General features: G+C 63.7%; 23 protein-coding genes. 12 read left to right on the forward strand and 11 right to left on the reverse strand.

Annotated features, from left to right (window positions below; genetic code table 11):
- The first annotated feature begins 88 nt into the window (after window positions 1-88).
- Genes ccoG through ccoS form a run of 4 tightly spaced genes read left to right on the forward strand, consistent with a single transcriptional unit; the run spans window position 89 to window position 4,426 of the window.
- Window positions 89-1,546 carry a cytochrome c oxidase accessory protein CcoG gene (ccoG, locus tag ALC15_RS19800; RefSeq protein WP_050628703.1) on the forward strand — a complete coding sequence of 486 codons (1,458 nt, stop codon included), beginning with the start codon at window positions 89-91 and terminating at the stop codon, window positions 1,544-1,546.
- Window positions 1,547-1,561: 15 nt separating this feature from the next.
- Complete coding sequence (locus ALC15_RS19805) at window positions 1,562-2,062, forward strand: FixH family protein (RefSeq protein WP_050628704.1); 501 nt, start codon at window positions 1,562-1,564, stop codon at window positions 2,060-2,062.
- A 10-nt stretch (window positions 2,063-2,072) separates the two neighbouring features.
- The gene (locus ALC15_RS19810; protein WP_050628705.1) at window positions 2,073-4,259 is read left to right on the forward strand and encodes a heavy metal translocating P-type ATPase; all 2,187 of its coding nucleotides are present in this window, start codon (window positions 2,073-2,075) and stop codon (window positions 4,257-4,259) included.
- Window positions 4,259-4,426, forward strand: coding sequence for a cbb3-type cytochrome oxidase assembly protein CcoS (gene ccoS, locus ALC15_RS19815; protein WP_050628706.1), 168 nt, complete (start codon window positions 4,259-4,261; stop codon window positions 4,424-4,426). The genes ALC15_RS19810 and ccoS overlap by 1 nt, the downstream gene beginning before the upstream one ends.
- Here ccoS and ALC15_RS42015 read toward each other — a convergent pair.
- On the reverse strand, window positions 4,408-4,677 hold the full coding sequence (locus tag ALC15_RS42015) for a hypothetical protein (RefSeq protein WP_244486175.1): 270 nt from the start codon (window positions 4,675-4,677) through the stop codon (window positions 4,408-4,410). The genes ccoS and ALC15_RS42015 overlap by 19 nt on opposite strands.
- Before the next feature lie 322 nt (window positions 4,678-4,999).
- Between ALC15_RS42015 and ALC15_RS19825 the strand changes: the two genes are divergently transcribed.
- On the forward strand, window positions 5,000-6,367 hold the full coding sequence (locus ALC15_RS19825; protein ID WP_094193981.1) for an NRAMP family divalent metal transporter: 1,368 nt from the start codon (window positions 5,000-5,002) through the stop codon (window positions 6,365-6,367).
- Between the two features lie 134 nt (window positions 6,368-6,501).
- Here the strand turns inward: ALC15_RS19825 and ALC15_RS19830 are convergent, their stop codons facing one another.
- Both ALC15_RS19830 and ALC15_RS19835 read right to left on the reverse strand, forming a co-directional pair.
- On the reverse strand, window positions 6,502-8,175 hold the full coding sequence (locus tag ALC15_RS19830; RefSeq protein ID WP_050628798.1) for a methyl-accepting chemotaxis protein: 1,674 nt from the start codon (window positions 8,173-8,175) through the stop codon (window positions 6,502-6,504).
- 100 nt (window positions 8,176-8,275) lie between these two features.
- Window positions 8,276-8,560, reverse strand: coding sequence for a hypothetical protein (locus ALC15_RS19835; protein ID WP_050628708.1), 285 nt, complete (start codon window positions 8,558-8,560; stop codon window positions 8,276-8,278).
- Window positions 8,561-8,744: 184 nt separating this feature from the next.
- On the opposite strand from ALC15_RS19835, the gene ALC15_RS19840 reads away from it, so the two are divergent.
- Both ALC15_RS19840 and ALC15_RS19845 read left to right on the forward strand, forming a co-directional pair.
- Window positions 8,745-9,224 (forward strand): MarR family winged helix-turn-helix transcriptional regulator, encoded by a 480-nt coding sequence (locus ALC15_RS19840; RefSeq protein WP_050628709.1) that lies wholly within the window; start codon window positions 8,745-8,747, stop codon window positions 9,222-9,224.
- A gap of 9 nt (window positions 9,225-9,233) precedes the next feature.
- A complete protein-coding gene (locus ALC15_RS19845; protein ID WP_050628710.1) occupies window positions 9,234-10,181 on the forward strand; it encodes an AraC family transcriptional regulator in 948 nt (315 codons plus the stop codon).
- Between the two features lie 57 nt (window positions 10,182-10,238).
- Here the strand turns inward: ALC15_RS19845 and gyrB are convergent, their stop codons facing one another.
- The 5 genes from gyrB to rpsT all read right to left on the reverse strand — a co-directional run bounded on the left by gyrB (window position 10,239) and on the right by rpsT (window position 18,434).
- The gene (gene gyrB / locus ALC15_RS19850) at window positions 10,239-12,674 is read right to left on the reverse strand and encodes a DNA topoisomerase (ATP-hydrolyzing) subunit B (RefSeq protein WP_050628711.1); all 2,436 of its coding nucleotides are present in this window, start codon (window positions 12,672-12,674) and stop codon (window positions 10,239-10,241) included.
- A gap of 229 nt (window positions 12,675-12,903) precedes the next feature.
- Window positions 12,904-14,040, reverse strand: coding sequence for a DNA replication/repair protein RecF (gene recF / locus ALC15_RS19855; protein WP_050628712.1), 1,137 nt, complete (start codon window positions 14,038-14,040; stop codon window positions 12,904-12,906).
- 74 nt (window positions 14,041-14,114) lie between these two features.
- On the reverse strand, window positions 14,115-15,233 hold the full coding sequence (dnaN, locus tag ALC15_RS19860) for a DNA polymerase III subunit beta (protein WP_050628713.1): 1,119 nt from the start codon (window positions 15,231-15,233) through the stop codon (window positions 14,115-14,117).
- Window positions 15,234-15,494: 261 nt separating this feature from the next.
- A complete protein-coding gene (gene dnaA, locus ALC15_RS19865) occupies window positions 15,495-16,925 on the reverse strand; it encodes a chromosomal replication initiator protein DnaA (RefSeq protein WP_050628714.1) in 1,431 nt (476 codons plus the stop codon).
- A 1,242-nt stretch (window positions 16,926-18,167) separates the two neighbouring features.
- Window positions 18,168-18,434: a 30S ribosomal protein S20 gene (gene rpsT / locus ALC15_RS19870; RefSeq protein ID WP_021077661.1), complete on the reverse strand. Its 267-nt coding sequence runs from the start codon at window positions 18,432-18,434 to the stop codon at window positions 18,168-18,170.
- Window positions 18,435-18,807: 373 nt separating this feature from the next.
- Between rpsT and ALC15_RS19875 the strand changes: the two genes are divergently transcribed.
- The 3 genes from ALC15_RS19875 to ALC15_RS19885 all read left to right on the forward strand — a co-directional run bounded on the left by ALC15_RS19875 (window position 18,808) and on the right by ALC15_RS19885 (window position 20,776).
- Window positions 18,808-19,125 carry a hypothetical protein gene (locus ALC15_RS19875; protein ID WP_050628715.1) on the forward strand — a complete coding sequence of 106 codons (318 nt, stop codon included), beginning with the start codon at window positions 18,808-18,810 and terminating at the stop codon, window positions 19,123-19,125.
- Between the two features lie 116 nt (window positions 19,126-19,241).
- On the forward strand, window positions 19,242-19,901 hold the full coding sequence (msrA, locus tag ALC15_RS19880; RefSeq protein ID WP_050628799.1) for a peptide-methionine (S)-S-oxide reductase MsrA: 660 nt from the start codon (window positions 19,242-19,244) through the stop codon (window positions 19,899-19,901).
- Between the two features lie 128 nt (window positions 19,902-20,029).
- Complete coding sequence (locus ALC15_RS19885; protein WP_050628716.1) at window positions 20,030-20,776, forward strand: polysaccharide biosynthesis/export family protein; 747 nt, start codon at window positions 20,030-20,032, stop codon at window positions 20,774-20,776.
- Between the two features lie 75 nt (window positions 20,777-20,851).
- On the opposite strand, the gene ALC15_RS19890 is transcribed toward ALC15_RS19885, so the two are convergent.
- From ALC15_RS19890 to ALC15_RS19900, 3 genes are read right to left on the reverse strand one after another with little or no spacing between them, the layout of a single operon-like run.
- Window positions 20,852-21,526, reverse strand: coding sequence for a dienelactone hydrolase family protein (locus ALC15_RS19890; RefSeq protein WP_050628717.1), 675 nt, complete (start codon window positions 21,524-21,526; stop codon window positions 20,852-20,854).
- A 48-nt stretch (window positions 21,527-21,574) separates the two neighbouring features.
- On the reverse strand, window positions 21,575-21,916 hold the full coding sequence (locus ALC15_RS19895; RefSeq protein ID WP_050628718.1) for a hypothetical protein: 342 nt from the start codon (window positions 21,914-21,916) through the stop codon (window positions 21,575-21,577).
- Window positions 21,913-22,701: an alpha/beta fold hydrolase gene (locus tag ALC15_RS19900; protein WP_050628719.1), complete on the reverse strand. Its 789-nt coding sequence runs from the start codon at window positions 22,699-22,701 to the stop codon at window positions 21,913-21,915. Before ALC15_RS19900 ends, ALC15_RS19895 begins: the two co-directional genes overlap by 4 nt.
- 288 nt (window positions 22,702-22,989) lie before the next feature.
- Between ALC15_RS19900 and ALC15_RS19905 the strand changes: the two genes are divergently transcribed.
- On the forward strand, window positions 22,990-23,481 hold the full coding sequence (locus ALC15_RS19905; protein ID WP_050628720.1) for a (2Fe-2S)-binding protein: 492 nt from the start codon (window positions 22,990-22,992) through the stop codon (window positions 23,479-23,481).
- Window positions 23,478-25,763: a xanthine dehydrogenase family protein molybdopterin-binding subunit gene (locus ALC15_RS19910; protein ID WP_050628721.1), complete on the forward strand. Its 2,286-nt coding sequence runs from the start codon at window positions 23,478-23,480 to the stop codon at window positions 25,761-25,763. Before ALC15_RS19905 ends, ALC15_RS19910 begins: the two co-directional genes overlap by 4 nt.
- Window positions 25,764-25,911 lie beyond the last annotated feature (148 nt).

Raw genomic sequence — 25,911 nt, forward strand, 5'->3', positions numbered from 1 at the left:
GGAGTCCACCCGGGGACCGTTGATCGAGGTCAATTGGCCCCCGGCGCAGGGATGTAGGCTTCAATCGAAGCCTCATTCGAGCAGACCGATGAACAAGCCCGTGTTGCCTGATGATCTCATAACCGACGAAGACGGACCGCTCTACGCGCCCCGCAAGAAGGTGTACCCGCAGAGCGTCTCGGGACGGTTCCGCTCGATCAAATGGCGGCTGATGGCCGTTTGCCTCGGCGTCTATTACCTGTTGCCCTTCGTGCGTTGGCATCGCGGTCTCGGGGCACCTGACCAGGCGGTGCTGATCGATTTCCCCAACCGCCGTTTCTATTTCTTCTTCATCGAACTGTGGCCGCAGGAGGTCTACTACTTCACCGGCCTGTTGGTGCTGGCTGCGCTGACCCTGTTCCTGATGAACGCGCTGGGCGGCCGGATCTGGTGCGGCTATCTCTGCCCGCAGACCGTGTGGACCGATCTGTTCTATGCGGTCGAGCGCCTGGTTGAAGGCGACCGCCGCGCCCAGATCAAGGCCGATGCAGGCCCGATGACCGCAAAGCGTGCCGGTCGCCGCGTACTGAAGCACGCGATCTGGCTGATGATTGCCTGGTGGACCGGCGGAGCCTGGGTGCTCTATTTCGCCGATGCGCCGACGCTGGTTCGCGATTTGGCGACCTTTCACGCTCCGGTTATTGCCTATGTCTGGATCGCGATCCTGACCGCGTCGACTTACTTGTTGGCTGGCTACATGCGCGAGCAGGTCTGCGTCTACATGTGCCCATGGCCTCGAATTCAGGCGGCGTTGACCGACGAATGGGCGCTCAACGTCACCTACAAGTATGATCGCGGCGAGCCGCGCTGCTCGGTGAAGAAGGCGTTTGACATCCGCGCGCTCGGCGACAAGGCGGGCGACTGCATCGACTGCAACCAGTGCGTCGCGGTGTGTCCGACCGGGATCGACATCCGTCATGGTGCGCAACTCGGCTGCATCCAGTGCGGCCTGTGCATCGATGCCTGCGACGCCGTCATGACCAAGGTCAGTCGCAAGACCGGCCTCATCGGGTACGACAACGACATCAATGTTCAGCGCCGCGTCGCGGGCCAGGAGGAGATCTTCAAGCCGGTTCGGGCTCGAACGGTCGTCTATGCCGGCCTGATCGCCCTGGTCTGCGCATTGATGCTCTACGCCTTGATGTCGCGGACCTTGCTCGACGTTAATGTGCTGCACGACCGCAACCCGATCGCAGTGCGGCTCAGCGACGGCGGAATCCGCAACGGATATACGCTGCGCTTCCTCAACAAGCGCGGTTTTGATCGTGTGATCACGATCGATGTCGACGGCCCGGCGGATGCCAAGCTTCACGTCATTGGCGCGGATTCCGTGACGCCGGACCGGCCGATGATCGTCCTTGCGCGCGACACGACCACCGAGATGCGCGTGCTGGTGACGGCGCCGTTCGATGAAAAGGCGGAAAAATCCGTGCCGGTCACTTTCCGCGTCACAGACATCGGTCTCGGAGAAGTCGCGTCCGCAACCGACCACTTCGTTCTTCCATAACGGCGGAATTCGATCATGGCAGCCACAAGTCCAGCCGCGCGACCCATTACCGGGCGTTTTGTCCTGATCACGACGATCGCATTCTTCGCAGTCGTCATCACCGTGAATATGGTGATGATGCGCCTTGCCATTACGACGCTGCCGGGCACCGAGGTCGATAGCGCCTACAGCGCCAGCCTCGCCTATCAGCGCGAGATCGTGGCAGCGCGGCAGCAGAACGAGCGCGGCTGGCAGGTCCAGGCACATATCGACCGGCGGCCCGACGGCGCCGCCGCGGTCGCGATCGAGGCGCGCGACCATGCGGGCGCGCCCCTGACGGGAATGAACTTCCTTGCCCGTCTCGAACGTCCCACCGACCGCCGCGCTGACCGGACTATCGAGGTCACGGCAGCCGATCCTGGAAGCTTTCATGGCCACGCCGATGGCGTTCTCGCAGGGCAGTGGGATCTCGTGATCGAGGGCGATGCCGACGGCCGGCGCATGTTCCTGTCGAAGAACCGTATCGTCCTGAACTGAAGGTGCCCGCATGCAGGCGGAGATCGATTTTTCACACTATCTGAAGAGCGCGGGCTCCGGGCTCATCCATCTCGATCTCGCGGTCGAAGGCATCAACTGCGCGGGCTGCATGGCCAAGATCGAGCGCAATCTGTCGACCATACCCGACGTCACCTCGGCCCGCGTGAACCTGACCGACAGTCGTCTCGCACTGGAATGGAAGGCGGGCGCCGTTGATCCGGCGTTGTTCGTGAACAGGCTCGCCGAGCTCGGCTACAAGGCCTATCCATTCGAGCGGGATGATGCCGAAACGCTAGAAGCGCAGCGCGCGCAGGGTCTGTTGCGCCGGCTAGGCGTCGCCGCCTTCGCGGCCATGAACGTGATGATGTTGTCGATCCCGGTGTGGTCCGGCAACGTTTCGGACATGCTGCCGGAACAGCGCGACTTCTTCCACTGGCTGTCGGCGCTGATCGTGCTGCCGGCTGCCGCGTATTCGGCTCAGCCCTTCTTCTCGTCGGCGCTGTCAGCGCTGCGGGCGCGCGGTGTCAATATGGATGTGCCGATCAGCATCGGCATCGTGCTGGCGTTGGCGACCTCGGTGATTGAGACCGTCAATCATGCCGAGCATGCCTATTTTGACGCGGCGATCATGCTGATCGCATTCCTGCTTGCGGGCCGCTATCTCGATCAGAACATGCGGCGGCGTACGCGTGCGTTTGCCGGCAACCTTGCCGCGTTGAAGTCCGAGACAGCAACAAAGTTCATCAGCCCGACCGAGATCCGAACCGTCCCGGCGGCCGCGATCCAGCCGGGCGACATCGTGCTGCTGCGGCCCGGCGAGCGCTGCGCGGTCGATGGCAACGTGATCGAGGGGCGCTCGGAGGTCGATCAGAGCCTCATCACGGGCGAGACCTTGCCGGCGACCGTCACGCCCGGCAGCGCCGTGTTCGCGGGTACGCTGGTTCGTTCCGGCACGTTGCGCGTCCGTGCGTCCGCGGCCTCGGGCGGCACGCTGCTCGACGAGATCTCCAGGCTGCTCGATCACGCGCTGCAGGCACGCTCCCGCTACCTGCGCCTGGCCGAGCGTGCATCAAGGCTTTACGCGCCGGTCGTGCACGCCACCGCGTTTCTGACGATGCTTGGCTGGCTGGCCTGTGGCGCGAGCTTTCATGATTCGATCGTGACGGCGATTGCGGTCCTGATCATCACGTGTCCCTGCGCGCTGGGTCTTGCCATTCCGGCGGTACAGACCGTGGCCTCCGGCGCGCTGTTCGGTTCGGGCGTGCTGCTCAATGCCGGCGATGCGATCGAGCGAACCGCCGAGATCGACCGCGTGATCTTCGACAAGACCGGGACATTGACCTTGCCTGAGCTCGATGTCGCCAATCTCGCCGATATTCCCGGCGAAGTCGTCGGCCTTGCCGGCCGGCTCGCGTTGTCGAGCCGCCACCCGGTCGCTGCCGCCGTCGCACGCAAGGCGGGAGCGGCCTCGCCGCTGCCTAACATCCAGGAAGAGCCGGGGCAGGGCGTTTACGGCCTTCACGAAGGAAGCCCGATCCGCCTCGGCCGTCCATCCTTCTGCGGCGCCGACGATCTCGCCAACGAGATACTGTGTCGCGATCCTGAAGCCTCGGTGGTCGCTTTCAGGTATGGCGAGTTCAAATACGTCTTTGCGGTTCGGCAGCGGTTGCGGGCGGATGCGGCCGATGTGGTGGCCGAGCTGGCACGCATGGGCATCGCCGTCGAGATCGTGTCCGGTGATCGTGAGCCGGCGGTCAGGGTCGCGGCCGAGCAGCTCGGGGTGCATGAATGGCGAGCCGGGGTCTCGCCGGTCGACAAGATCGCCCGGATCGAGGAGCTGGCGCGTCAGGGATGCAAGGTGCTGATGGTCGGAGACGGCTTGAACGATGCACCGGCATTGGCCGCGGCGCACGCCTCGATGTCGCCCGTTACGGCCACGCATATGAGTCAGGCGGTCGCCGATGCTGTTTTCCTCGGCGAGCGCATTGCACCGGTGCTGGCTGCGGTCAAGGTGTCCCGCAAGGCGCTGCGTCTCATGAGGCAGAATCTCTGGCTGGCCGTGGTCTACAATGTGCTGGCCGTGCCGATCGCGATCGCCGGCCTGGTCACTCCTCTGATTGCCGCGGCGGCGATGTCGGGCTCGTCGATCATCGTGATGCTCAATGCGCTGAGGGCGCGAGCGCGGGAGGCGGTCTGATGGAAGTCTTGATCATCCTGGTGCCGCTTGCTCTCTCGCTCGGCTTTGTTGGCCTGCTCGGCTTCCTCTGGTCACTGAAGAGCGGACAGTATGACGATCTCGACGGCGCGGCCTGGCGAGCCATCGCTGATGACGAGCCGGCAAGCGATCACGGTCGATCCAAATAGTGAAAATACACCAGTGAGATCGCGGACGCGATAGTCAGCGCCGTGCTAGCGAGCGCCAGAATCAGCGTCCAGTCGTTTCGCCTGCCGGATCGTGCGGCATGCGACCGCATGTTCAAGACAGAAATCAGTTTGCTGATGGAGGCGAGCCGCGCCATGGTCAGCAACAGCACATCGGCAGCACGTCGGGCTGCCAATGGCGCCAGTGCGTCGGCGACGCCGACACGGCTTGCATTGTGCTTAAATTGAGCCACCCGTCCGCGCGCCGGATACAGGGGAAGCCCAACGGGTGTCGTTTGTCATCGATCACGGCGAGCTCGATCGCGCAGTCGAACGGGGCGGACGCAATGTCCCGCCACCCCAAAACACTGAACCAGCGTCGGACTGAGCTAAGGAACCGCTGCATTTCCCGGCTATCCTCTGAAGAACGGCGCGAACTTTGGCACGACGGATCGTCCGCGCGTTGATCTGGCGCAATCCGGAAGGAGCGTGGTTGACTGGATGGCGGCGCTTGACGTCGCTCAATTCCTCTCTCGGTGCGGCAGGCTATAGAAGCCGCGAGAGTTGGGAGCGGGCATGCAGCGTGCACGACGACGCGCGGACAGGCTAGGGACCATCGACGGAGGCAGGCCGAAGCTGCCCGCGAAGCGCGGCGCTATCGCAAGCCTGTCGGACCTGTTCCAGTCGGGCCGCGCGCAGCTCAAGGACCATCCGCTGGTTCGCCTGGGGCCCGGGCTGATTACCGGCGTCGCTGACGACGATCCCAGCGGTATCGCCACCTACTCCCAGGCGGGAGCGCAGTTCGGCACAGGCATGCTGTGGACGATGCCTGTGGCCTTTCCGCTCATGGCCGCAATTCAATCCATGTGTGGGCGGATCGGCCGGGTCACGGGCCGGGGCCTTGCCGCAAACATCAAGGCCGAATTCCCGCCGATCGTTCTCAAGGGCGTCGTTATCCTCCTGTTGATTGCAAACACGATCAATATCGGGGCCGACGTCGCGGCCATGGGAGAGGTCGGCGAACTCGTGACCGGGCGCGATGCGCATGCGATGGCCGTGGTATTTGTCGTCACGACACTGCTGCTTCAGGTCTTCGTTCCGTATCATCGCTACGTGTTCTTCCTGAAATGGCTAACCCTTTCGCTTCTTGCGTATGCGGGCGTCCTGTTCACCGTTCACGTGCCCTGGGGACAGGTGCTGCGGGATACGGTATGGCCGAGAATGCCATTCACGGCGGATAGTGCGGCTGTCGTTGTCGGAGTCTTCGGCACAACCATCAGCCCGTACCTGTTTTTCTGGCAGGCCTCGGAGGAGGTGGAGGATATGCTGGGACAAGGCAGAGCCGGGCTCGCGTCTGATCCCTCCGCCGCAACGAAAGAGTTGCGTCGTATCCAGTGGGATACCTGGAGCGGCATGTTCTATTCCGACATCACCGCCTATTTCATCATCCTGGCGACTGCCGTGACGCTGCACGTGGCGGGAATCACCAACATCGAGACCGCGGCGCAGGCGGCGAGCGCATTGCGGCCACTGGCCGGAAACTTTGCCTTCGGTCTGTTCGCAATAGGCATCGTCGGCGTCGGCCTGATCGGGGTGCCGGTGCTGGCAGGCTCTTCGGCCTATGCGCTCTCGGAAGCCATGGGATGGAATGAAGGGCTCGAGAAAGAGGCGCGAGACGCGCGGGCGTTCTATGGCGTGATTGCGTTCAGCGTCATCGCCGGATTGCTCATTCAATACTCGCCCTTCAGTCCGATGAAGGCGCTGTTCTGGAGTGCCGTGATCAACGGTGTCGTCGCGGTGCCGCTGATGGCCGTCATTATCCTTTTGGCATCGAAGCGTTCGGTGATGGGGCCATATGTCTCGGGTCGGGTAACGGTACTCCTCGGTTGGATCGCAACCGTCGTGATGGGCTTGGCCGCCATTCTGATGTTCGTGCTTCGTTGATCAGAGCATCGGTTGCGATTGCAGCGCCGATCGATGATCCATCGAGCAGTATTGCCGTCCACTGTTACGACAGCCCGGCAGGAGGTCTCCTGCCGGGCTGTGTCATCGGCGTTCCCAAGGGCAGGCCGGGCCGCTCAATGACTTGTGATCGCGCTCGCCTCCGCGGCCGCGCGCTGCATGCTTGAGGACATCTCGCTGGTCACGGTGCTTTGTTCCTCGACGGCTGCGGCGGTCGACGTGACATATTCGCTGACGTCCTGAATTGCCTTCTTGATCTGCTCGAGAGCCGTGACCACGTCCGCCGATATACCGTTGAGGCTGTTGATCTCGAGGCCGATCTTGTCCGTCGCCTGTTTCGCCTGGTTGGCCAGATTCTTGACCTCGGAGGCAACCACCGCAAAGCCGCGCCCGGCCTCGCCGGCGCGCGCCGATTCGATCGTCGCGTTGAGTGCAAGCAGGTTGATCTGTCCGGTGATGTCGCCGATCATTTGAACGATGCCGCTCATTGCCTGGGCCGCGTCGTTGAGACGTTTGGCCTGCATGTCTGCCGAGGCGACGCTGTCGACCGCGTTCATCGCTGTCTGCCTCGACTTCGTCATCGCTTCCGATATTTCCCGTACCGACGCATTGAGTTCCTCGGCGCCGGCTGCGACCGAATCCATCATGCTGCGGACACGCTCGTTGCCGATGCGGGCGAGAGCCTGCCGGGTGACGTCGCTGGCATACTTGACCACCTTGAACGGCTTGCCGTTGAGGTCGAGGATCGGGCTGTATGACGCCTGGATCCAGATTTCCCTGCCGCCCTTCCCGATGCGCTTGTACTCATCGGACTGGAATTCTCCGCGGTTGAGAGCGGCCCAGAAATCGCGATAGGCCGCGCTATCGCGCTCGGCCTGCTCGACGAACATGCTGTGATGGCGGCCCTGGATTTCGCCGAGCGAATAGCCAAGCGCTCGCTGAAAGTTTTCATTGGCATTGATGATCGTGCCGTCGAGGTTGAACTCGATCACCGCCTGCGAGCGGTTGATTGCGTCGATCTGTCCGGCGAAGTCGGCATTCCTGAGTTTTTGCCGCGTCACGTCGGTCGCGAACTTGACGACCTTGAGCGGTTTGCCCCTTTCGTCGAGAACCGGATTGTAGGAAGCCAGGATCCAGACTTCCCTGCCGCGATTGCCGATGCGTCGGTACTCGCCGGTCTGATATTCGCCGCGGTTGAGCGCAGCCCAGAATTCGTTGTAGCCGGCGCTGCCTTGCTCGGATGACTCGACGAACATGCTGTGCTTTTTGCCCCGGATGTCTTCCAGGGAATAGCCCATGGCATTGAGGAAATTGTCGTTCGCCGTGAGGATCGTGCCGTCGAGGGCAAACTCGATCACAGCCTGCGCCCGGCTCGCCGCGGCTGCCTGCGCAGCATAGCTCAGATTCTGCAGCCGGATCGACGCATCAGCCCATTCCACTACGGTTCCAACCCTTCGTCCGTCCCGCCCCGCGAGCGGGGTTGCGACGAGGTCGAAGGTCCGTTCGCCGATCTTGATGACGGCGCGGTACGAGGACGTGAGTCTCGCCAGCATCTGGCGCTGATGGCCGGGATTCCTGTGAAAGATGTCGATGTTGGTGCCGATCAGTTTGTCGACATCAAACTGCGGCAATTCCCGCTTCAGGTCCGCCTCGGCCTCGCGGAGCAACGCCATCACCGCTTCGTTCAAGTAGACGATGTTGAGGTTCTCATCGGCTACCATTACGTTAGCGGTGATCGTATTGGCCGCCAGTGCGGCATACCAATCGGGTTTCAACTTCCGTCGGAACATCGAATCTTCTCCGTTGAGGCGCCGACGATCGTCGGCGATGGGATGGCGGCTTGACATGCGCGCGCAGCGCATCGTGTCGAAAGCAGCGTCGGAAAGATGCTCAGATATCGCCGAGTCTGCACCAGGCGAGGTCGATCAAGGTGCCGATCCGCGCGGATTGAGACGTCAGCCTTTCACGGCTCTCTTTGTCATCGATGTTTTCGATCACGAGCGACGTTCGGGCGTGGCATATCTGGAGAGCGAAAATCGCTTCCTGAAGCGCTTCGCGCGCTTTCTGCCGCCGAGCACCTGAGAGTTCCGACGGGTCGATCGCCCTTGCGCGATATGTCAGTGGCCGTGCCGGCAGGAGACGCTTGCGTCGATCGAGGTTCACGATGTCCGGCATTTTGGCTTTCCCCTGGCGCGCGTTCGATGCTGATCTCGTTGCAGGGGTATATTGGCGAAGGTGTCTTAACTGCCGGATCAATCCGATTATCGGAATCCGGCAAATCATGGGAATTTCGTGCTTAACCGTTCAAAAACGGCATATACATATAAATTACAGGTATATGCATATAGATGGATGATCGATGAAGCTCGATGTCTCGCCGTCGCCCGAGGAACTGGCTGTCGTGGGCAGTTGCTGCGCCGCATTCAATGTCCGGAAGGCCAGCCGTGTGATCACCCGGCTCTATGCCGAGGCCTTCGCGCCGGTCGGGGTGGAGCCGACCCAGTTCATGCTGCTAGCCGCCTGCGCGCGGCAGGGGACCGTGGCCATGGGAGCACTCGCGGTGAGGATGTCGATGGATCCGAGTGCGCTGGCACGCAACGTCACGATCCTCGAGCGCCGCGGTCTGGTCAGGATCGTGCCGGGGGCGGACCGCCGTGTGCGCGACATCTCGATCTCCGCAAAGGGCCGGAAAACCCTGTCCCGCGCGCTGCCGCTCTGGAGAGAGGTTCAGGCGAAGCTCGCTGCACAGTTCGGCGAGGACAGCTTGCGGTCGGCGGTGGAATTGATGAAGGGAATTGCGCGCTCGGGCGAAGCGCTGCTCGATCATCCGATTTCCTAGGAGGTCACGATGCCCGTCCGCTGGATCGATCCGTCGCCGGTGCTGCGTGTCGAGCGCTTCAACAGCTTCGACGAATTCCGTCCCAACGATGTCATCGGTGGCATGAGAAGCACGCCGCTGGACTCGTCGCCGATCTCGGTTTCGCGGAGCATTCTGGCGCTTCCCGACTGCCTTCTCGTGCTGCAGCGATCGTTCGCGCGGCGAATGGAGGGAGACCTCGGTGCAAATCGCGGGGTTGGCGTCGTCATTCCCCTGGCCTTCCATGCAACGATGAACGGGGGCGAGGTTGGCGATTCCACGATCGGCGTCATCCGCGGTCGGGCGCCGGTCGATGTCGTCGAGCGGCACGCAAACACCTACCTCATGCTGCGATTCGGCTCCGATATGAGCAATCGTGGATGGGCCGACTTCGATCGAGGAATTGAGCTGTTCAGGCTGGCGCCGACGAAGATGCTCGCGGTGCGAGCGGCAATTCTGGACATGTTTTGCCTCGCATCCAGCTGCAGGGATCTCAGGGAATTCGAGTTGCTGAGTGGGCAGCTGCAGGAAACCCTGGTCGCCGGGCTCGACAGCGCGCTGGTCCAGGACAGCGTCAAGCAGGCGCTTCCCGGCTCGTTCGACAGGCATCGCAAGCTTGTCGAACGTCTGGACGAACTCGTGGCCGCCGTCGGGGAGGCCGACCTCTACAGCAGCAGTCTCGCGCAGACGCTCGGCGTTTCCGTTCGAACCCTGCAGACCGCCGTACAGCACATTTGCGGCGTTAGCCTGCATCAACACCTTCGGTCGAAGCGCATGTGGTCCGTCCGCAAGCTCCTCGTCAAAGGGGGCCCGCTTCTCACCGTAACCGCCGCTGCGCATGCCAACGGATTCTGGCATATGAGCGACTTCGCCAGATGTTATGGCCGTGCATATGGCGAGATGCCGTCGGAGACCCTCGCGCGCGCGCGCGAGGCCTAGCACATCCCGTCCATTGCTTTCTTTCCGGAGGAAATTGCTTTCTTCCGGAATGGACACTCAGGTGTCGATGGTGGCGCTGAGCGAGTTTTCCTGGATGAAGTCGCGGCGCGGTTCGACCACGTCGCCCATCAGCTTGGTGAAGATATCGTCGGCCTCGTCGACCTCCTTGACCTTCACCTGGAGCAGCGAGCGCGCCTCGGTGTCCAGCGTGGTCTCCCAGAGCTGCTCCGGGTTCATCTCGCCGAGACCTTTGTAGCGCTGCAGCGAAATGCCCTTGCGGGCGGCGTCGGTCACGGCTTCGAAGAGGTCGACCGGACCATGGATCATCTGCTCGGCATCCTTGCGCCGCAGCTTACCCGCCCGCACGTAGATCTCTTGCAGCTTGGTCGCGTATTCATCGAGCTTGCGTGCGTCAGCCGAGCCGAGGAACGCGTCGTCGATCACCGCCACTTCCTTGACGCCGCGCACGGTGCGCTCGAACTGGAAGCCGTGGCCTTCCGTGAAGGTGCCGACCCAGCCGCGCTCGACCTCTTCGGCCACAGCGTCCAGCCGCTTGGCGATGTATTCCGCCGCCGAGTTGGCGGTCGCGATCTCGTTGGTGATCCTGGGGCTCAGCACGCCCGCGATCGCGGCCTGCTCGATGACCGCCCGATTGTAACGGCTATGCAGGTTGCGCAGCACCGAGCGGATGATCCGGGCGTCCTCGACCAGCGACAGCAAATCGCGGCCCGAACGGTCGTCGCCGGAGGCCGGCTTGAAGACGCATTCGTCAAGCCCGGTCGAGATCAGATAATCCTCCAGCGCGCGCTCGTCCTTTAGGTACTGCTCGGACTTGCCGCGCGAGACCTTATAGAGCGGCGGCTGGGCGATGTAGAGATAGCCGCCATCGATGATCGAGCGCATCTGGCGATAGAAGAAGGTCAGCAGCAGCGTGCGGATATGGGCGCCGTCGACGTCGGCGTCGGTCATCACGATGATCTTGTGGTAGCGCAGCTTATCGACCGAGAAATCGTCGCTGATGCCGGTGCCGAGTGCGGTGATCAGCGTGCCGATCTGCTCGGACGACAGCATCTTGTCGGGGCGCACGCGCTCGACGTTGAGGATCTTGCCGCGCAGCGGCAGCACCGCCTGGAATTCGCGGTTGCGGCCCTGCTTGGCGCTGCCGCCTGCCGAGTCGCCCTCGACGATGAACAGTTCGGACTTGGCCGGATCCTTCTCCTGGCAGTCGGCGAGCTTGCCGGGCAGCGAGGAGACGCTAAGCGGGTTCTTGCGGGTCAGCTCGCGGGCCTTGCGCGCGGCCTCGCGGGCCGCGGCGGCCTGGATCACCTTGCCGACGATTTCCTTGGCTTCCTTCGGATTCTCCTCGAACCAGGCGGCGAGCGCCTCGTTCAGGACGTTCTCGACCACGGGCCGAACCTCCGAGGACACCAGCTTGTCCTTGGTCTGCGACGAGAATTTCGGATCGGGCACCTTCACCGACAGAACCGCGGTGAGGCCTTCGCGGCAATCGTCGCCGGTCAGCGCGATCTTTTCCTTCTTGGCATTGGCCTCGGCATAGCCGTTGACCTGGCGCGTCAGAGCGCCGCGGAAGCCGGCCAAATGGGTGCCGCCGTCGCGCTGCGGGATGTTGTTGGTGAAGCACAGCACGTTCTCGTGGTAGCTGTCGTTCCACCACAGCGCCGCCTCGACGCCGATGCCGTTGGCTTCCGAGCGCACCATGATCGGCGCCGGCACGATCGCCTTCTTGTTGCGGTCGAGATATTTGACGAATTCCTCGACGCCGCCCGAATAGTGCATCTCCTCGCGCTTCTCGACCGCGTGGCGCATGTCGGACAGCACGATGTGGACGCCGGAATTGAGGAAGGCGAGCTCGCGCAGCCGGTGCTCGAGCGTCGCGAAATCATATTCGATGTTCTTGAAGGTCTCGGTCGAGGCGAGGAAGGTGACTTCGGTGCCGCGTCTGCCCGGGGCATCGCCGACCACCTTGAGCGGCGCCACGGCATCGCCGTGCGCGAATTCGATGTAGTGTTCCTTGTCGTCGCGCCAGATCCGCAAGCCGAGCTTGCTGGACAGCGCATTGACGACGGAGACGCCGACGCCGTGCAGGCCGCCGGAGACCTTGTAGGAGTTCTGGTCGAACTTTCCGCCGGCATGCAGCTGGGTCATGATGACCTCGGCCGCCGAGACGCCTTCGCCCTTGTGGATGTCGACCGGAATGCCGCGGCCGTCGTCGAACACGGTGACGGAATTGTCGGCATTGAGGGTGACCAGCACGCGGCTCGCATGGCCCGCCAGCGCCTCGTCGATCGCGTTGTCGACGACCTCGTAGACCATGTGGTGCAGGCCGGACCCGTCGTCGGTGTCGCCGATATACATGCCGGGCCGCTTGCGGACGGCGTCGAGGCCCTTCAGCACCCGGATCGATTCCGCGCCATATTCGGCCGGAATGGGATGCTCAGATTCGGCAGGGGTCTGCCGCGCAGGTTCAGTCATGTGAGGCCTTCGAGGATGTCCCGAATCAGCTGCGCAATATGAGGCGCTGATTCCGCTATTTGTGCCATGAAAGAGGGGTTGCGCCTAGCGCAAAGTCTCTATCTACAAACTATTGAATAGATAGGATTTTTTAGGCCTTTTTCAAGGTCTCGGGAGGCCGATTCCAGAGGCTCTGAAAAGCCCGATTCGAAGGCAGATTCGAAGCCGTTCCGGAGGCGATTTCGCGTCCTCAGCCGCGCCGGGTGGCGCGGCCGGATTCGACGTCGAAAATCTCCCCGGTCGGGCCGATATCGACGAAGGCAGCGGGATCGGCGCCTGTCATCCAGACCTGCGCGCCGAGCTTGCCGAGCTCCTCGAACAGCGCCTTGCGGCGGTTCGGATCGAGATGGGCGACGACCTCGTCGAGCAGCAGCAGCGGCACGATGCCGGTCATCTGCGCAACCATCGTGGCATGCGCCAGCACCAATCCGATCAGGAGCGCCTTCTGCTCGCCGGTGGAAGCGTCGCGCGCCGGCATGTTCTTCGGCGCGTAGACCACCTGCAGATCGGTCAGATGCGGGCCGTCGAGCGTGCGTCCCGCGGCGGCGTCGCGCGGCCGGCTATTGCGCAGGATCTCGCGGTAGCGGTCCTCCACGGCCGTCGCAGGCTCCTGCAACAGCGCATTCTCCATCCAGCCGTCGAGCATGATCTCGGCGGATGGAAAGGCCGAGGCCGCGCCGCGTTCGCGCAACATCACGGCGAGCCTGGCCGCGGTCTGGCCGCGCGATGCGGCGACCGCGACCGCAAGCTCGGCGGTCTCGCGTTCGATCGCGTCACACCAATGGTCGTCATAGTTGCGCACCTCGAGCAGCCGGTTGCGCGAGCGCAACGAGCGCTCCAGCGCCGAGACGCGGCTGGAATGCTCGGAATCGATCGCCAGCACCAGGCGGTCGAAGAAGCGTCGGCGTTCCGATGCTGCGCCCATGAACAGGCCGTCCATCGCCGGCGTCAGCCACACGATGCGCAGATGGTCGCCGAACGCGGTCGCGGAACCCACCGGCTCGCGATCGATGCGGCAGCGCCTTGTGTTGCTTGCCTCGCCGGTCGGCGGATCGATGCCGGTGCCGAGCGTGGCGAGCCCCAGCGCGCCCTCGACTTCCGCCGACACCGCCCAGGAGCCGTCGCCCTGGTTGTCGGCGATGTCCTCCAGCGTCGCGCGGCGCAGGCCGCGGCCCGGCGACAGGAACGAGACCGCTTCCATGCAATTGGTCTTGCCGGCGCCGTTCGGCCCGACCAGCACCACCATGTCGCCCGCGACCTGCAGCGTCGCCGCCCGGTAATTGCGGAAATGGGTCAGCGACAGGCGATGAATGCGGGACGGGGTCATCTCAGCTCGTCATTGCCGGGCAGTCGTGCCCAGCCACGACGCAATCTAGTGCCGATGCGCGCGAAGAGAAGTGCTCACACCCGCATCGGCATCAGCACGTAGAGCGCGCCCTTGCTGTCGCGATCCTGCACCAGGGTCGGCGAGCCGGGATCGGCGAGCTTCAGCACCGCGACCTCGCCCTCGATCTGGGCAGCGATGTCGAGCAGATAGCGCGAGTTGAAGCCGATATCGAGCGCGTCGGAGGCGTACTCGACCTCGAGCTCCTCGGTAGCGCTACCGGAATCAGGGTTGGTGACCGAGAGCACGAGCTTGCCCGCGGACAGCGCGAGCTTCACCGCGCGGCCGCGTTCGCTCGAGATGGTCGAGACGCGGTCGACGGCGGCCTCGAAATCCTTCTTGTCGACCACCAGTTCCTTGTCGTTGTTCTGCGGAATGACGCGGCCGTAGTCCGGGAAGGTGCCGTCGATCAGCTTGGAGGTCAGCACCACATTGCCAAGCGTGAAGCGGATCTTGCCGTCCGACAGCTCGATCGAGATCTCGGCGTCGTCGCCCTCGATCAGGCGCTGTACCTCGCCGACCGTCTTGCGGGGAACGATCACGCCGGGCATGCCGGCTGCGCCGCTGGGCAGCGGAAGGTCGATCTGGGCCAGGCGGTGGCCGTCGGTCGCGACGCCGCGCAGGGTCGCTGCCTTGGCGCTGCCTGCGGCGTGCAGATAGATGCCGTTGAGGTAGTAACGGGTCTCTTCGGTCGAGATCGCAAACTGCGTGCGGTCGATCAGGCGCTTGAAGTCGGACGCGGGCAGCGAGAACGAATGCGTCATGTCGCCGGCGGCAAGGCCCGGGAAATCGCTCTCGGGCAGCGTCTGCAGCGTGAAGCGCGAGCGGCCGGCGCGCACCGCGAGCACCGAGCGGTCGCCATCGGCCTCGAGCACGATCTGCGAGCCGTCTGGCAGCTTGCGGACAATGTCGTAGAACATGTGCGCGGGCACCGTGGTCGAGCCGGCGGTTCCGGTCTCGGCCGCCAGGGTCTCGGTCACCTCGAGGTCGAGGTCGGTCGCCTTCAGCGACAATTTGGCGCCCTCGGCGCGGATCAACACGTTGCCGAGGATCGGGATGGTGTTGCGACGCTCGACCACGCGGTGAACGTGACCCAGCGATTTCAGGAGTTGCGCGCGCTCGACGGTGACCTTCATTGCAATACCCGCCAGATCCCTCAGATGGAAAAGCCGGGCAGCCGATCAGGCAGCATCGCGGCGTCGGAAACCCGAAAAGTCGGATCAATACCGGATTTGATCAAACCCACGGGGGGACCGCAAGGTGGCGCGGATGGGCGGCCGGTGCAAGGGAAACGGGCGTGAAACGGCCCCCGTTCCCCACGTTTTGGGTCGGAAAAAGTTTGGCCCTCCCCCGGTCGAGGGGAGGGCCATGGAACGAGCCGACCTGACGAGGCAGCCTTATTCCTGGAGCTGACGCTTCAGCGATTCGACTTCCTCCGACAGCGTCGTGTCCTTGGCGACCAGTGCCTCAATCTTGCGCACGGCGTGCAGCACCGTGGTGTGGTCGCGGCCGCCGAACCTGCGGCCGATCTCGGGCAGCGAGCGCAGGGTCAGGGTCTTGGCCAGATACATCGCAACCTGGCGCGGGCGCACCACGTTGGCGGTACGGCGGGACGACAGCAGGTCGGAGCGGCTGACATTGTACTGTCGGGCGACCACGCGCTGGATGTCCTCGATCTTGATCCGCTTCGGCTCCTGCGGGCGGATCAGGTCACGCACCTCGCGCTCGGCCATCTCCAGCGTCACCGGCTGGTTATTGAGCTTGGAGTGCGCCAGGAGGCGATTGATCGCGCCTTCGAGGTCGCGGCCATTATGGGTGATGGTGCGCGCCAGATAGTCGAGCACTTCCTCCGGCACGTCGAAGCTGGCGTGGTGGACGCGCGCCGCGGCGACACGCGACTTGAGGATGCCAAGCCGCAGTTCCTCGCCGAGCGAACCCATCTCGACCACGAGGCCGCCGGCGAGCCGCGAGCGCACGCGGTCGTCGAGGCTTTCGAGGTCCGACGGCGGACGGTCGGCCGCGATCACGACCTGGCGGCCGGCGTCGATCAGCGCGTTCAGCGTGTGGCAGAACTCGGCCTGCGTCGACTTGCCCTGCAGGAACTGGAGATCGTCGATGACCAGCACGTCGATGCCGCGCAGCGCTTCCTTGAAGGCCAGCGCCGTCTGCGTCTTCAGCGCCGCGACGAAGCCATACATGAACTTCTCGGCGGTCAGGTACAGCACCTTGCGCTCGCCGCCGGAATTGCCGGCCCAGGTCACTGCCTGCAGCAGATGCGTCTTGCCGAGGCCGACGCCGGCATGGATGTAGAGCGGGTTGAACATCACGGGATCGCCGCGGCGTCCTTCCGCGACCTGACGCGCAGCCGCATGGGCCAGCGTGTTGGAACGGCCGACGACGAAGCTTGCAAAGGTCAGGCGCGGATCGAGCGGCGAGCCGCCCAGCGCGTCATGGCTGGCCGACACCGGCGCGGTCGCAACCGAGCGCAGTTCAGGCGCGGGGCGGCCATCGGTGCGCTCGACGCGGCGCATCTCGACGGGTGCAACCGCCTCCTTCACTGGCGCCATCGCACGGATCGCCGAGCGCACGGTAAGGTCGATGCGATGCACTTCGGGCATCTCGGCCTGCCAGCAGGAGAGCACGCGTTCGGCGTAATGGGCCTGGATCCAGCTCTTGAGGAACCGGGTCGGAACCGACAGGTGCACGCTCTCATCGTGCACGCTTTCCAGATCCATTCGTGCGAACCAGCTCGTGTAGACGTCCTCGCCAACGCTCGTCCGCAAACGTCCCTTCACCCGCGACCAGCGATCCTGTTCCGTGTTCGTCATTGCCTTCGTACTTTTCCAAAACTGAGAGATGATGATTGCGAAAGCGCCGCGCAGAGTTGCTGCTACAACGCGACCTCTAGCGGGCGCGGTCTGCTCCGGACAAAGCTCTCCCGTGCGGCGGCCATGCGCCACGCGACAGATCAGCTGTTTGGAGAAGATGCGCCCCGCGAGGTCAGCGCATACTCGACGGTCTCTGCGGGTAAGAGCTAACGTCCGAGGGGTTGATTACGGCACCACTGGAAATCTGCGCTTCGGCTGTCGTACGTTCGACTGCAGTGATGATACCGTAAGGCATAAGTCCTCCCCCTCCCGCCGCGACGTATCGCGGCAAGTTGTCAGCTTGCTCGTGTCTTCAAATTCGAACTGCCGCTACCGAACACCGAAATGCCCGGCGCTTCGCCGCCGCGTGTCGTCGTCAACCCGTTCGCTTGCGCCGCGTTCCCGCTGCCGGATTCCGATGGACGTCCTCGCCTCTCTTGTTCGATCCCCCAAATTGCCGGGGACATCGCCGGAGAAATTTTGACACAGGCCGACCATCCTCATATCGCTATGAGCCGTCAATCCAGCTTCGCTTGGAGAGCGTCGCTAACGCACACACCGCCGCCGATTTGTGCGTCCGCCCTTGGGTCTCAAACCGCGCTGATCTGGAGAGCCGTGGGCGTCGCGAACAAGAAATAAATACACCAAGCGCATTTTCTGACAATCCGTGGATTCGACGGGGATCGAGACTCTTTGCGACTGTTGCGGCGTTGCTCATGCCGAGTTGCGAAAGCAAGTTTTTGAATCAGCGCACAGAATCACGCGTGTCACAAACGACGGTGCAATACCAAAAATTTTTCATAGAAAATTTACATTTGGTCTCGCGCCGGTCATTTTTCCAATCGCTGTCCAACGCTATGTGCATAAGTAATTCGCGAGACGTCATTTTTCTCGATTACTTTTGCAGGGTAACCCGCGCGTCGCGATTTCCAACGCGAAATATGCCCGCGCTATTCCATCTATCCAGCTTAGCGCAGAACAATCTCTGCGCGAGTGCAGTGCGTTAAGCATATTTGCCGGTAGAACTACGGACGCGCGACGAAACATGACACGCAGTTCGGTGCGCAGCAATGCGGATTGTTATCGGGCTATAAAAAACTGCACGACTAGAGTCGCGACAAAACAAAAAGCCCGGCGCGAGCCGGGCTTCGTGACAGATGTGTTTTTCAGTCAGCTCGATTGGCCAGCGTGCCGGCCGGCCTGTTACTTGGCGAGCTTGGCGATGCTCTGTGTGAGGCGCGACACCTTACGGCTCGCGAGGTTCTTGTGAATGATGTTGCGCTGCGCTGCCTTCATCAGTTCGGGCTCGGCCTTGCGCATCGCCTTGAGTGCCGCCTCGCGGTCGCCGCTCTTGATCGCTTCCTCGACCGTGCGCACCGCGCCGCGCATCTGGGTGCGACGCGACTTGTTGACGATGGTGCGGCGGGCAATCTTGCGGGTCGCCTTCTTGGCGGAGGTGGTGTTGGCCATGGTTCTCTAACTGTCCTTCGGCGGTGATCGCTCGGTGGTCGGGCTTCGCGCGCACCGGCCGGTTCAAATCTCAACTCTGATGCATTTGTCCAAGGTATTGACTTGGGTGTCCTTGAGGCGGCCATGCAAAGAGCGCAAAACTGCTGCCCCCGCATGCGGCACTGTCCAAAGAACAGCGGCGGCAGGATTGCGCCCGCCGCCATCGGCCGGTCTTATAGATGGCGCAGGCGGTAGCGTCAACGCTTTCGGGGGCGAAAAAGGGCCTGAAATCGGCCTCCGGGGGTCGGATAAGCCGCTGAAGAGGTTGAATTTCCGGGGGACGCCCGGTAAGGCCTGACGACGCGTGGGGCGCGACAGGGAGTTTGGGTGACGCATGATCCGCGGCTTTTTCCGTCTGATCGGCCTTTTGCTGCTGGCCGGCAGCTTCATCTTCATGGTCTATGACGGGGCTCGCTACGTCGCCGACCAGAGCCTGCGGTTCACCCAATTCGGCCAGTTCTGGAACGATATCCACCAGTCGAGCCAGCAGGCGTTCCATGCCTGGGTCGATCGCTCCGCGCCGTGGCTCTGGAACGATGTGATCAGGCTGCTGCTGGAGCAGCCGGTGTTCGCGGTGCTCGGCATCGTCGGCATCCTGCTGATGATCCTGTTCCGGCCGCGCAAGCCTCTGATCGGCTACGCGCGCGACTGAACTGGACGCAGCCATCAGTAACGGGGCTGCCATCATTTGCGTAAGGACATATATAGGTGACAGCCGGCCCGCAGGCCGCAGCCAGCGTTCGGCCGATGTCCCGCCTGGAGGTATTCATGTTGTTCATGCGCAAGACCACCGCGTTGCCAAGCGCTGCCGAGGCGCTGCCGGGCCGCGCGACGCCGATCCCGACCGCGACCACGCATTTCGTCAATGGCAGCAGATTGACGCCGCCCTATCCGCAAGGCCTCGAGCAGGCGGTGTTCGGGCTCGGCTGCTTCTGGGGTGCGGAACGCAAGTTCTGGGAACTCGGCGACGGGATCTACACCACAGCGGTCGGCTATGCCGGCGGCCACACCCCGAACCCGACCTATGAAGAGGTGTGCTCGGGGCGCACCGGCCATACCGAAGTCGTGCTGGTCGTGTTCGACCCGAAGAAGATTCCCTACGAGAAATTGCTGAAGACGTTCTGGGAGAATCACAACCCGACGCAGGGCATGCGTCAGGGCAACGACATCGGCACCCAGTATCGTTCCGCGATCTACACGTTCAGCGACGCGCAGCGCAAAGCCGCCGATGCATCGCAGGCGATGTATCAGAAGGCGCTTGCCGCCAAGGGTCTCGGCGCCATCACCACCGAGATCGCACCTTCGGGCGAGTTCTACTTCGCCGAGGACTATCATCAGCAGTATCTCGCCAAGAACCCGGCGGGCTATTGCGGGCTTGGCGGCACCGGCGTGTCCTGCCCGATCGGCGTCGGCGTCACCGCGGCCTGATCGCATCGGCCGGCGTCAAATCGATGGGGAGGCGGGTCTTCCGGCTCCCCAGTCGGGGTCGCGCAAACCCTTTATTAACCATAAGAGGTGCATGACTGGGCCTGTCTCGCCGTTGAGGGATAGGTCCGGTGCCGGTTGCACGCGCGTTACGATTGCCGATCACTGCCGTTGTGGCTGCGCTCGCGCTGTCTGGCTGCATGAGCACGTCCGGCCCTGTCGCGGTCGGCCCGCAAGGCGTCGATGCCGTTACTTATGGCCCGGCCTACGCGCCCGCTCCGGTCGCCGACGGAGGCGGTGGTGCCATCAGCGCATTGCGTTCCGCCTTCGCCAGCGCTTCCCCTGGTTATGGCTATGTCGCGCCGGTCGCCGCCCCGGTCGTCTATGCCGCCGCACCGGGTGGGCCCGTCGGTTACGACAACTCCTATCAACTCGGTCCGGGCGACAAGCTCCGCGTCGTGGTCTACGGCCAGGAGGGCCTGACCAACTCCTATGCGATCGACGCCGCGGGCGCGATCACCATGCCGTTGATCGGTTCGGTGCCCGCGCGCGGCCGTACGCCGGCAGGCCTCGCCGGTGAAATCTCGGCGCGGCTACGCAACGGCTTCATCCGCGAGCCGTCGGTGGCGGTCGAGATCGAGTCCTATCGGCCGTTCTTCATCCTCGGCGAAGTCCAGGCCCCCGGCCAATATCCCTATGTGCCGAACATGACCGTCGAGAGCGCAGTTGCGATCGCCGGCGGCTTCTCGCCGCGGGCCAAGCGCGACAGCGTGACGCTGACCCACACCGATGCATCAGGCGCCGGTCGCTTCGTGGTGCCGCTCGGCACGCCGATGAGCCCGGGCGATACGGTGTTCGTCGGCGAGCGCTGGTTTTAGTCAAGACGATCACTCATCATTCGTCATTCCGGGCCTGCGCCTTGCGGCGCATCCCGGAATGACGAGAGTCGCGTTCTATTTCCGCAGATGCTTCCCGAAAAATTCCATGCTGCGCGGCCAGGCGATGTCGGCGCTGGCCTTGTCGTAGCTTGCGCGCTCGTCGCAGTGGAAGCCGTGCTGCGCGCCGGGATAGATGAAGACCTCGACCTCGGGCCGCTTCGACTTGATGGTCTCGACATCGCTCAAGGGAATGCCGGCATCCTTCTCGCCGAAATGCAACTGCGTCGGCACGGCCGGCTTGTCGTCGGCGAAGCGGATGATGGCGCCGCCGTAATAGCCGATCGCGGCCGAGAGCCCGGAGAGCTTGGTCGCGGCCGCATAGGCGATGCTGCCGCCGAGGCAGAAGCCGATGATGCCGACCGGCCCGACCGATTTCACCGCGTCGATCGCCGCCTGGCTATCGCGCAGCATTGCGGGAAAGTCCGGATTGGCGACGAATTTGCGTGCCTCCGCGACCTCATCGGGTGAATAGCCGCTCTGGAAGTTCGGCGTGATGCGATCGAAGATCGAGGGCGCAATCGCGACATAGCCTTCCTTCGCCAGCCGGTCGCAGACCGAGCGGATGTGGTGGTTGACGCCAAAGATCTCCTGGATCACCACGACAGCGCCCTTCGGCGCACTGGTGGGCTCAGCGCGATAGGCGCCGAGTTCGAATCCGTCCGAAGCCTTCAGTTTGATGTCTTGTCCCATGGTCCATCCTTGTCATGTTGGGGGTTGCATGAAGTTCTTTGACGAGGGCTAGCGCCACATCCAGTTCTCGCCCCAGTCGGCCTTCCAGCCGGTCAGCCGGTGTTTGCGGAACTGGAGGAAGAGGCGGTCGTGGTGCGGGAACAGTCCGCTGCCGCCGAGGTCGCGGAAGGTCAGGAAGATCTCGTTGCCGGGCCGCCCGCTGACATAGGTGAAGGGCGTGCCGAGTGCGCGCTGCGCGTCCGCGACGCCCATGCCGAACGCCAGCGGCGTGTTGTTGGACAACGTCGCAGTGAAGGTCGGCGTCGCCGGGTCGGCGAACAGCCGTGGCTTCTGGGCCTTCGCGTTCGTCGCGGCCAGCGTCAGCAACAAGGCTGCGACAATCGTCTTCATGAGGCGGCCTTTCCGGGCGGGTTCGCGGCAAGACCGTCGAGGAACGGCAACACCGCATCGATGAAGGCCTGCGGCTGGTCGATGTTGACGGCATGGCCGGCATTCGGGATCACGACCTTCTGCGCGCCTGGGATCTTCGCCGCCATGTAGTCGGAGGCCGCCAGGAACGGCGTGTCGTCGGCGCCGACCACGACCAGCGACGGCACCTTGATATCTGGCAGTGACTCGATCACCCGGGCATCGCGCTGCGCCAGCATGCCGCGCGCGGCGAGGGCGAGGCCCCGGGCGTTGCGATGCGTGACCGATGCGCGCTCGGCGCTGAGCGACTTCAGCACCTCGAGCCCTTCGCGGTCGAAGCGGTCGCCGGTGTCGCGGGCGCGCTTGTTCCAGACCTCGCGGGCGTCGTCCTTCTTGAATCCCGGGCCGGTGTCGATGATCAGCAGCGCACGCACCCGCTCCGGATGGGCGCGGTGAAAGGCGAGCGACATGTAGCCGCCGAGCGACAGGCCGCCGACAACAGCCTGGTCGGCGCCCGCGGCGTCGAGCAGGGCGGCAATGTCGCCGACGGTCAGGGCTTCGCTATAGGCGTCCGGGTTATCGGGATAGTCGGACTGGCCGTGGCCGCGCATGTCCCACAGGATCAGCTTGTGCCGCTTCGACAGCGCCTCGATCTGGCCCTGCCACATTGCAGACGTCGACGAATAGCCATGGGTGAGGATCAAAGGCGGGCCACTGCCGTGAATCTCATAATAGATGTCGACGCCGCCTCGATTGAGCTTGGCCATTCACGGGCTCCTTGTGTTGTCGATGTCAGGTCCGACAGCGCTACCGACCTTGGTAGGAGTGATCGATACGGCATCACTACTGGCATTTCAAAAGCTTCATGCCGTTGCCGCATCGCACAACCGGCAGTCTCCGAAATTTATTCTTTTCGAGCAATTCCAAATTGGATTGCCTCCAGCCGGGAACCGGATCATTGTTTCGGCAACTGTTCGCTTACCCGGTGGGCGGCAGCCAAGACCCAACAGTGAGTTGCCGCCGTAAGCGGCTTCCTACACCGGAAGGGGAGAGAGATGCCAAATCTCAATATCAACGGACGGAATATGTCCGTCGAGGCGGCCAATGACACGCCGCTGCTTTGGGTCATCCGCGAGCAATTGCAGATGACGGGCACCAAATTCGGCTGCGGCGCCGGTCTCTGTGGCGCCTGCACGGTTCACCTCAACGGCGAAGCGGTGCGGTCCTGCCAGACCTCGGTCGCCGACGCCGTCGGCAAGAAGATCACCACCATCGAAGGCCTCTCCGCCAAGGGCGAACATCCCCTGCAGAAGGCCTGGGTCGCCGAGCAAGTGCCGCAATGCGGCTACTGCCAGTCCGGCCAGATCATGCAGGCGGCGGCGCTGCTGTCGAAGAACACCAACCCGACCAAGGAAGAAGTGGTCGCGCATATGGACGGCAATCTCTGCCGTTGCATGACCTATTCACGAATCCAGAAGGCGATCATGCGCGCTGCGTCCGACATGCGCACCGCATCGGCCACCGGATCCGAGCGGAGGGCCACATGAACAAGCACGTGAAGAACCTCGCTCCCGAGACGACCGACCTCAGCCGCCGTTCCTTCCTGGTCGGCACCGCTGCAACCGGCCTCGTGCTCGGTTATGCCGGGTCCGGCATCGACCAGGCGCTCGCGGCGCCCGCAGCCGCCAATTTCGAGCCGAGCGTCTGGTACGCGATTGCGCCCGACGGTCTCGTCACCGTGACCTGCGGCAAGGCCGACATGGGCCAGCACGTCGCCTCGACCATGGCGCAGATCGTGGCCGAAGAGCTCGGCGCGAACTGGAAGGACATGCGGGTTCAACTCGCCTCCAACGATCCGAAGTTCAACGACCCCGTGCTGGGCGCGCAGATCACCGGCGGCAGCTGGTCGACGATGATGAATTTCGACGCCATGAGCCGCGCCGGCGCTGCCGGCCGCATCGCATTGACCGAGGCCGCGGCCGCCTCGATGGGCGTGCCGGCCAGCGAACTGGTGGTGCGCGCATCCACGATCAGCCATCCGAAGTCGAAGAAGTCGATGTCGTTCGCCGAGGTGGTGAAGAGCGGCAAGGCGACCAAGACCTTCACGGCGGATGATCTGAAGGCGATTAAGCTGAAGTCGCCGGATCAGTACACCATGATCGGCGTCTCGGTGCCGCAGCTCGACATCCCGTTGAAAGTCAACGGCACGGCCAAGTACGGCATCGACGTGATGCTGCCGGGCATGGTCTACGGCGCGCTGGTCACTCCGCCGGTCCGCTACGGCGCCACCGTGAAGGCGGTCGACGATAGCGCGGCCAAGAAGGTGCCGGGCTTCATCAGGGCCGTCACGCTGGACGACAAGACCACGACCACGACTGGCTGGGTCGTCGCAGTCGCCAACACCTATGCCAACGCCAAGAAGGCGGCGGCGGCGCTGAAGATCGACTATGACGGCGGCCCCAACGCCAAGCTGTCGAGCGAATCGCTGCTCACCGAAGCCAAGCGGCTGCAGGGCCTGAGCGATTCCGGCCAGTTCTTCGTCAAGGACGGCGATCCGAACGCGGCCTTCGGCACGGCGGCCAAGGTGCTGGAGGCGGAATACACCACCAACATCAACATCCACGCCCCGATGGAGCCGATGAACGCCACTGCGGAGTTCAAGGGCGACATCCTGCACATCTATTCCGGCAACCAGTTCGCGACGCGCTCCGGCGCGATCGCGGCCGGCGCTGCCGGGATCGATCCGAAGTTCGTGGTGATGCACCAGATGTGGCTGGGCGGCGGCTTCGGCCGGCGTCTCGACGCCGACATGATGGTGCCCGCGGTGCAGGCGGCGAAGGCCGTCGGCAAGCCGGTCAAGGTCATCTACACGCGCGAGAACGACATGACGATGGATTTCTCGCGTCCGCTGACCTACCAGAAGGTGAAGGCCGGCGTGGACGGCGACGGCAAGCTCGTCGCATTGAGCCACGATGTCGTCTCGGCCTGGCCGACCCAGCGTTGGGGCATTCCCGACTTCCTGTCGCCCTCGGTCGACAAGAAGGGACCGCTCGACGCGTTCACCGTCAACGGCTCGGACTTTTTCTACACCGTACCCAACCACTATGTGCGGGCGATCAAGAACGAGATGGCGCACAACGCCACTCCTTCGGGTCAGCTCCGTTCGGTGGCGCCGGGCTGGACGTTCTGGGCGGTCGAAAGCATGGTCGATGAGATCGCGCATGCGACCGGCAAGGACCCGGCCCTGCTTCGCGTCGAGCTGCTCGACGGCAAGGGCAAGAATGACGGCGGCGCGCAGCGTCTCCGCAACACCTTGCTCGCGGCGATGGGTCTTGCCGGCTACGGCACCAAGCAACTGCCCAAGGGCGAAGGCATGGGCGTTGCCTGCGTGTCGTCGCAGGAGCGCGCCACGGCGAGCTGGACCGCCTGCGTCGCTCATGTCGCGGTCGCCCCGTCGGGCGAGGTGACGGTGAAGAAGCTGACGGTTGCGACCGACGTTGGTACGCAGGTGAATCCCGACGGCATCCGGGCCCAGGTCGAGGGCGCGGCGCTGTGGGGCATGTCACTGGCGCTGTTCGAGAAGGCGACGTTGAAGGACGGCGGCATCGAGCAGACCAACTTCGACAGCTACACGCCGCTGCGGATGAGCCAGCTGCCGGAAGTCGCGGTCAACGTCATCGCCAATGGCGAGAAGGCGACCGGCGTCGGCGAGCCCGCGGTGACGGTGGTGGCGCCGGCGATCGGCAATGCCGTCTTCAACGCCGTCGGCGCCCGTGTCCGCGGTCTGCCGATCACCGCGGAGGCCGTCAAGGCTGCGATGAAGGCTTAACCGCTTGAACCAATGCAGCGCCGGGGAGCGTATCGCTCTCCGGCGTTTTTTTGCGCCCGGGCGGCGGCAGGCCGTGGCCGGCACCAGCACCTTCGAACCTGCAAAAATTCATCATCCGGCCGTGACGCCCGCATCGGGGTTCATTTGC

The organism is Bradyrhizobium viridifuturi, assembly GCF_001238275.1.
GTDB lineage: Bacteria > Pseudomonadota > Alphaproteobacteria > Rhizobiales > Xanthobacteraceae > Bradyrhizobium > Bradyrhizobium viridifuturi.